This window comes from Streptomyces sp. NPDC093097 (assembly GCF_044754325.1).
Taxonomy (GTDB): Bacteria; Actinomycetota; Actinomycetes; order Streptomycetales; family Streptomycetaceae; genus Streptomyces.
The window spans coordinates 81,847-88,230 of sequence record NZ_JBIVOW010000008.1 but is presented as its reverse complement, the minus strand read 5'-3'; the positions used below and the strand labels follow the sequence as shown (position 1 = coordinate 88,230).

General features: G+C 74.1%; 5 protein-coding genes. 3 read left to right on the top strand and 2 right to left on the bottom strand.

Annotation, left to right across the window (positions count from 1 at the left end):
- Positions 1–322: 322 nt before the first annotated feature.
- Complete coding sequence (locus ACIQE0_RS16135) at positions 323–616, top strand: hypothetical protein (RefSeq protein ID WP_402332437.1); 294 nt, start codon at positions 323–325, stop codon at positions 614–616.
- Between the two features lie 143 nt (positions 617–759).
- Here ACIQE0_RS16135 and ACIQE0_RS16130 read toward each other — a convergent pair whose 3' ends face one another.
- Entirely contained in the window at positions 760–1,497 is a 738-nt protein-coding gene (locus ACIQE0_RS16130) for a ferritin-like fold-containing protein (protein ID WP_366338206.1), read from the bottom strand.
- 314 nt (positions 1,498–1,811) lie between these two features.
- Between ACIQE0_RS16130 and ACIQE0_RS16125 the strand changes: the two genes are divergently transcribed.
- Together ACIQE0_RS16125 and ACIQE0_RS16120 are read left to right on the top strand one after the other, a co-directional pair.
- Positions 1,812–4,181 (top strand): DEAD/DEAH box helicase, encoded by a 2,370-nt coding sequence (locus tag ACIQE0_RS16125; protein WP_402332434.1) that lies wholly within the window; start codon positions 1,812–1,814, stop codon positions 4,179–4,181.
- Between the two features lie 145 nt (positions 4,182–4,326).
- On the top strand, positions 4,327–5,211 hold the full coding sequence (locus tag ACIQE0_RS16120) for an alpha/beta fold hydrolase (RefSeq protein WP_402332431.1): 885 nt from the start codon (positions 4,327–4,329) through the stop codon (positions 5,209–5,211).
- Positions 5,212–5,325: 114 nt separating this feature from the next.
- Here the strand turns inward: ACIQE0_RS16120 and ACIQE0_RS16115 are convergent, their stop codons facing one another.
- Positions 5,326–6,252 carry an NYN domain-containing protein gene (locus tag ACIQE0_RS16115; protein WP_402332428.1) on the bottom strand — a complete coding sequence of 309 codons (927 nt, stop codon included), beginning with the start codon at positions 6,250–6,252 and terminating at the stop codon, positions 5,326–5,328.
- Positions 6,253–6,384 lie beyond the last annotated feature (132 nt).

The window sequence follows — 6,384 nt, the reverse complement described above, 5'->3', positions numbered from 1 at the left end:
TGTTTGTTTTGTTGTTGTTCTGCGACCTCCTTCCGCGCCGCGCGTCGCGGTCCGTTGGGGCCCCGCCCGCCCTGCGGGGGGGCGCCCGCGGGGGGGGGGGGGGGGGGGCCCCCCCCCCCGCCCCGTGTCGTCGCCGCTCTCCTGCCGGTGTGCCGCCGGTCCCCTGCCGGTGTCCTCGACGGCTCTTGCCCGGTGGCCCGACGAAGGCGCACGCTGAGCCAAGAGGCAGGTCCCGCCGGAGGGTTGTCGCCGGTGGTGCCTGGGTACGACCGCCTACGACCGATGTGTTCGACCGATCGGCCTCGTCAGCGGGAGGGACCACATGATCTGGGAAGCGCTCGGCGCCGTGCTCATCGGATTCGCCATCGCCCTGTCCGCGCGACGGTGGCTGCCCGAGCGGTTCCCCGACGCCACCCTGACGCTGGCCACCGGCCCGGTCGCCGCGCTCCTCGGCGCGCTGCTGACCCGCTCGATCCTGGGCCCCGGCTATCCGCTCCAGGTGATGATCGCCGCGCTCGCGGTGGGCGCCGCGCTGCTGTCGGTCCTGGTACGGCCGCCGCGCCGCCACCCCCGTCGCCCGGCCGCCCCGATCAAGCGCCACCGGCCGGCCTGCTGACCGGCCGGCCTGCTGACCGGCCGGCCTGCTGACCGGCCGGCCTCCGGCGCCCCCGCGCCGGGCCCCGTCAAAACTCCCGTCGTCGGCCCGAAGAGCAGGCCGGGCGCCGCACGGCGGACGGGAGTTCGTCGACCGGGACCGCGTCAGGCCGCCAGGCCCAGCGCCGCCATCCGCTTGGTGTGCGCCTCGGTGATCCGGGAGAACATCCGGCCCACCTCGGCCAGGTCGAAGCCGTCGGCCAGCCCGCCGACCAGCATCGTGGAGAGCGCGTCGCGGTCCGCGACCACCCGCTGGGCCTGCGAGAGCGCCTCACCCATCAGCCGCCGGGCCCACAGCGCCAGCCGCCCGCCGACCCGCGGATCGACGTCGATGGCCGCCCGGACCTTCTCCACCGCGAAGGTCGCGTGCCCGGTGTCGTCCAGCACCGCCAGCACCAGATCGCGGGTGTCGGAGTCCAGCCGGACCGCGACCTCGCGGTAGAAGTCACTGGCGATCGAGTCGCCGACGTACGCCTTGACCAGGCCCTCCAGCCAGTCCGACGGCGCGGTCTGGCGGTGGAACTCGTCCAGCGCGGCGGCGAACGGCTCCATCGCCTCGTTGGGCTCCGCCTCGATCTCGGACAGCCGGTCCCGGAGCCGCTCGAAGTGGTGGAATTCCGCCGAGGCCATCTTGGCCAGTTCGGCCTTGTCGTCCATCGTGGGCGCGAGCTTGGAATCCTCCGCCAGACGCTCGAAGGCGGACAGCTCGCCGTAGGCGAGCGCGCCGAGCAGATCGATCACGGCGGCCCGGTACTGCGGGTCCGCGGAGGCCACGTCCCAGTCCTGAGCGGCGATTCCGGTGTGTTCCTGCGCGTCGGCAGCGGCGTTGTCAGGCGTCTCCATGCCCGCACAATAGCCCGCCCGGCGGGCCCTGGAAGGCCCTGGTCAACCATGGCCGGACCACCCGTCGGTGTGAGCGCCGCCACTGGTCGGGCGTGCCGTGATGAATTCCTCAGTCATACACGCCTTCGGATTCGACGGCGTCATCCGGGGTAGAGTGCTAAAGGACCCGCCGAGTATCGGTGGGTCGTTCCACGAAAGCGGATGCCCGGTCGGTGGCCCGATCGGCTCCAACCGACCGCCCTCCGCGCGGCGCGTGCCCACGTACGCACGGCAGGAGGGACACCGCTCGCGGCGAGAGTGCCTGAGCGACGGCAGTGGTCCCGCATCGTCCGGCCCCTTCAGGTCGGCGCCGTACGAACACGTACGACGGTGCGGTACGACCCCCTCCGCCGCCTCCCGCCGCGTCTCACAGAAGAGGCAAGACTCTGTCTACGACGTTTCGAGATCTCGGGATCTTCCCCGAGACCGCCGAGGCCCTGGAAGCCGTCGGCATCGTTTCCCCCTTCCCCATCCAGGAGCTGACGCTCCCCGTCGCCCTCTCCGGCAACGACGTCATCGGCCAGGCCAAGACCGGCACCGGCAAGACGCTCGGCTTCGGCCTGCCGCTGCTGGAGCGGGTCACCGTCCCCGTCGACGTCGAGGCCGGCCGGGCCGCGCCCGAGCAGCTGACCGAGGCGCCGCAGGCCCTCGTCGTCGTGCCCACCCGCGAGCTGTGCCAGCAGGTCACCAACGACCTGCTGACCGCCGGCAAGGTCCGTAACGTCCGGGTGCTGGCGATCTACGGCGGCCGCGCGTACGAGCCGCAGGTCGAGGCGCTGAAGAAGGGCGTCGACGTGGTCGTCGGCACGCCCGGCCGGCTGCTCGACCTCGCGGGCCAGAAAAAGCTCAGCCTGTCGCAGGTGCGCACGCTCGTCCTGGACGAGGCCGACGAGATGCTCGACCTGGGCTTCCTGCCCGACGTCGAGAAGATCATCCAGCAGCTGCCGGCCAAGCGGCAAACCATGCTGTTCTCGGCGACCATGCCCGGCCAGGTCATCTCGCTGGCCCGCCGCTACATGTCCCAGCCCACGCACATCCGCGCCACCGCGCCGGACGACCAGGGCGCGACGGTCGCCAACATCACCCAGCACGTCTACCGCGCGCACTCCCTGGACAAGCCGGAGATGGTCGCCCGCATCCTCCAGGCGGAGGGCCGCGGGCTGGCCATGGTGTTCTGCCGCACGAAGCGGACCGCCGCCGACATCGCCGACCAGCTCGCCCGCCGCGGCTTCGCGTCCGGCGCGGTCCACGGCGACCTCGGCCAGGGCGCCCGCGAGCAGGCGCTGCGCGCCTTCCGCAACGGCAAGGTCGACGTCCTGGTCTGCACCGACGTCGCCGCCCGCGGTATCGACGTCGAGGGCGTGACGCACGTCATCAACTACCAGTCGCCCGAGGACGAGAAGACCTACCTGCACCGCATCGGCCGCACCGGCCGGGCGGGCGCCAAGGGCACCGCGGTCACCCTCGTCGACTGGGACGACATCCCGCGCTGGAAGCTGATCAACAAGGCGCTGGACCTGGCGTTCGACGAGCCGGAGGAGACCTACTCCACCTCCCCGCACCTCTACGAGCAGCTGGACATCCCCCAGGGCACCAAGGGCGTGCTGCCGCGCGCCGAGCGGACCCGGGCCGGGCTGGCCGCCGAGGAGCTCGAGGACCTGGGCGAGACCGGGGGCCGCGGGCGCGGCCGGCGGTCCGGCGGCCGGGCCGAGAAGGAGACCCGGGAAGAGCCCCGGCGGACCCGGACGCCGCGCCAGCGGCGCCGGACCCGCGGCGGCGCGCTGCTGGACGGCGCGAGCGCCCAGGACGCGCCCCAGGCGACGGACCCGGCACAGGCCGCGGTGGACACCGCCGAGGGCTCCGAGGCCACCGCGGCACCGCGGACGCCCCGGCGTCGGCGCCGTACCCGCGGTGCGGTGGCGGCCGTGGCCTCCGAGGCCGCGACCGCCGAGGCGCGGGAGGCCCGTGAGGCCGCGGCCGGCGACGCCGTCGCCGCCGCAGCGGTGCCGGCTCCCGCGGCCGACGCGGACGCCGAGGCGCCGGCCAAGCCGCGCCGTCGCCGTACCCGTGGCGCCGCCAAGGCCGCCGTGGAGACCGTGACCGAGGTGGTCGAGGCCCCGCAGACCGTGGTCGAGACGGCGCAGGAGACCGCGCCGGCGCCGGCCGCGGAGGAGACCGCCCCGGAGAAGCCCAAGCGCGCTCCCCGTAAGCGGGCCGCGGCCAAGAAGGCGGCGCCCGCCGTGGAGGCCGCCGAGGTCGCGACGGTGAGCACCGCCGTCGTGGACGCCGAGGTTCCGGCCAAGCCCAAGCGCACCCGGAAGACCGCCGCCAAGAAGGCCGTCGCCAAGCCCGCCGCCGAGGCGGCCGTGGAGACGGCCGAGGGCGCCGACGCCGCGCCGGCGAAGCCCAAGCGGACCCGGAAGACGGCCGCGGCCAAGGCCGCCGCCGCCGAGCCGGTCACCGCCGAGGCCGCCGACGAGGTTCCGGCCAAGCCCAAGCGCACCCGGAAGACCGCCGCCAAGAAGGTCGCCCCGGAGACGCCCGAGGCCGCGGACGGCGCCGAGGCCAAGCCCAAGCGCGCGCCCCGTAAGCGGACCACCGCCAAGAAGGCGGCGGCGCCCGTGGAGGCACCGGCCGAGAGCTGAGCTTCCTGGCCCGACGGCACCTGACGACCCGGCCCCGCCCTTGTGCGGGTGCCGGGTCGCCGGCGTTCCGGGGCCCTTATCAGCTGCCGGGCGCCGCCGCCCTCCGAAGCGCGTTTCCGCCGGTCAGCCCGGTAATCTCACCCCCATGAGCACGCCGCCCACCCTCACTCTGCCGCCGTGCGCCCGGGCGTACCGGCTCGACACCGAACGCGGTGCGTTCGCCGTGCACGAGGCCCGTCCCGACGGGGCGCCGCGCGGCACCGCCCTCCTGGTGCCCGGCTTCACCGGCAGCAAGGAGGACTTCATCGCCCTGCTGGCGCCGCTGGCCGCGGCCGGCTTCCGGGCGATCGCGGTGGACGGCCGCGGACAGCACGAGACCCCCGGACCGCGCGACCAACAGGCTTATGCGCAGCAGGAGTTGGCGCTGGACGTACTGGCCCAGGCGCGGGCACTGCGGGGAACCGCCGGCGGCCCGCCGCATCTGCTGGGGCACTCCCTGGGCGGGCTGGTCTCCCGGGCGGCCGCGCTGCGCGATCCGGCGGCCTTCCGTTCGCTGACGGTGCTCAGTTCCGGGCCGGCCGCCCTCGACCCGTCCCAGCAGCACCGGGTGCGGATGCTGATCGACGCGCTCGGCACGATGTCCATGGAGCAGGTGTGGGAGGCGATGCGGGCGCTGGATCCGCCCGCCACCGACGCCGCGGGGTCCGCCGGGGCGACGTCTCCGGAGCCGGGCATCGCCGCCTTCCTGCGGCAGCGCTGGCTGAACACCGTCCCCGAGCAACTGATCGCGACGGGGCGGCAGATGCTGACGGAGCCCGACCGGGTCGAGGAGCTGGCCCGCACCGGGCTTTTGGTGCACGTCGTCTCCGGGGCCGTCGACTACGCCTGGCCGGTGCCGCTGATGGACGCGATGGCCCGCCGGCTGTCCGCCCGGCGCACCGTCGTCGAGGGCGCCGAGCACTCCCCCAACGCCGAACGCCCGGAGCAGACCGCCGAGGCGCTGGCCGGCTTCTGGCGCGAGACCGGCTGACCTGCGCGGCCGGCGGGGCGTGGCGCAGACGCCAGGCGCTGTCGTCGGACTTCCGCCTGCCGGTCGCCGCCCGGCCCGCCCCACGGGCAGCCGGCAGGGCTGCGGCAACAGGGCCTAGAAGCGCCCCTGGACGTGGTCCCAGAACCCGTCGCGCAGCACCCGCCGCAGGTCGGCGTGGCCGCGCAGGGAGTGCTTGAGCAGCGCCTCCGCCGCGGTGAGCAGTTCCTGGTCGACGGTGCCGGGCAGATACGGATGGCCGGGCAGCAGTTCGGCCACCCACGCCGGACCGCGCTCCGAGAGCCACTGGCCGGCGACCCGCGCCCCCACGAACCGGACCTCCTCACGGGAGGGCACCGGCCCCTCGCCGGCCCCCGGCTCGGCGCCCTCGCCGGCCGTGCGCCGGGTGACGTAGGGCTTGCAGAAGTCCAGGTCGAAGATGCGGGCGCTGTCCACCTCCCACATCAGCGGCTCGGCCTGGTTGCGGCCGCCCGGGGCCTCGATGCCCCACAGGTGGACCCGGGCGCCGTAGCCCTGGGCCGCCTCCACCGCGGAGACCAGGTCCTCGTCGCCGCCGATCAGGACCGCGTCGCTGATCGCCCGGTGCCGGGCCAGCGACTCCAGATCCGTGCGGATCAGCGAGTCCACGCCCTTTTGCTGGTTGTGTGCGTTGAGGTTGCCGAGCCGGACCTTGACGTCGGGGAGCTCGGCGATGCGCTGCTGCTCCTGGGTGTGGATCCGGCGGCGGGCGCCGTCGTACCAGTAGACCCGCAGCAGCCGGCTGTCCGGGAAGATCGTGCGCGCCTTGTCGATGAAGGCCTCGATGATCCCCTCGGCGTCGAGCTCGAACGCCCTGCGGTCCTCGGTGCCGGCGACCAGCCGCCCGGCCGCCGCGTAGACGTAGCCCGCATCGGCGAAGACGGCGTGGGTGGACGGTGTGGTGGCAACCTCCGCGAGGACCCGGGCGAGCAGCTCGTTGGTGCGCTCGATGCCGGCGGCGAGCGCCGTGAGGTCGGTGGTGCCCATGGGCTGGAGGTCGTTCATTGCGGACCCATTGTCCTGGCGGGCGCTCGACGGGCACAACCACACCGGCGTCCGCATCTACATTCCTTAGACCATGAAAATTTTTCTTTAGCGTAGGGAATCATTTCACCCTGCGGCTCGTTATACCTCCAT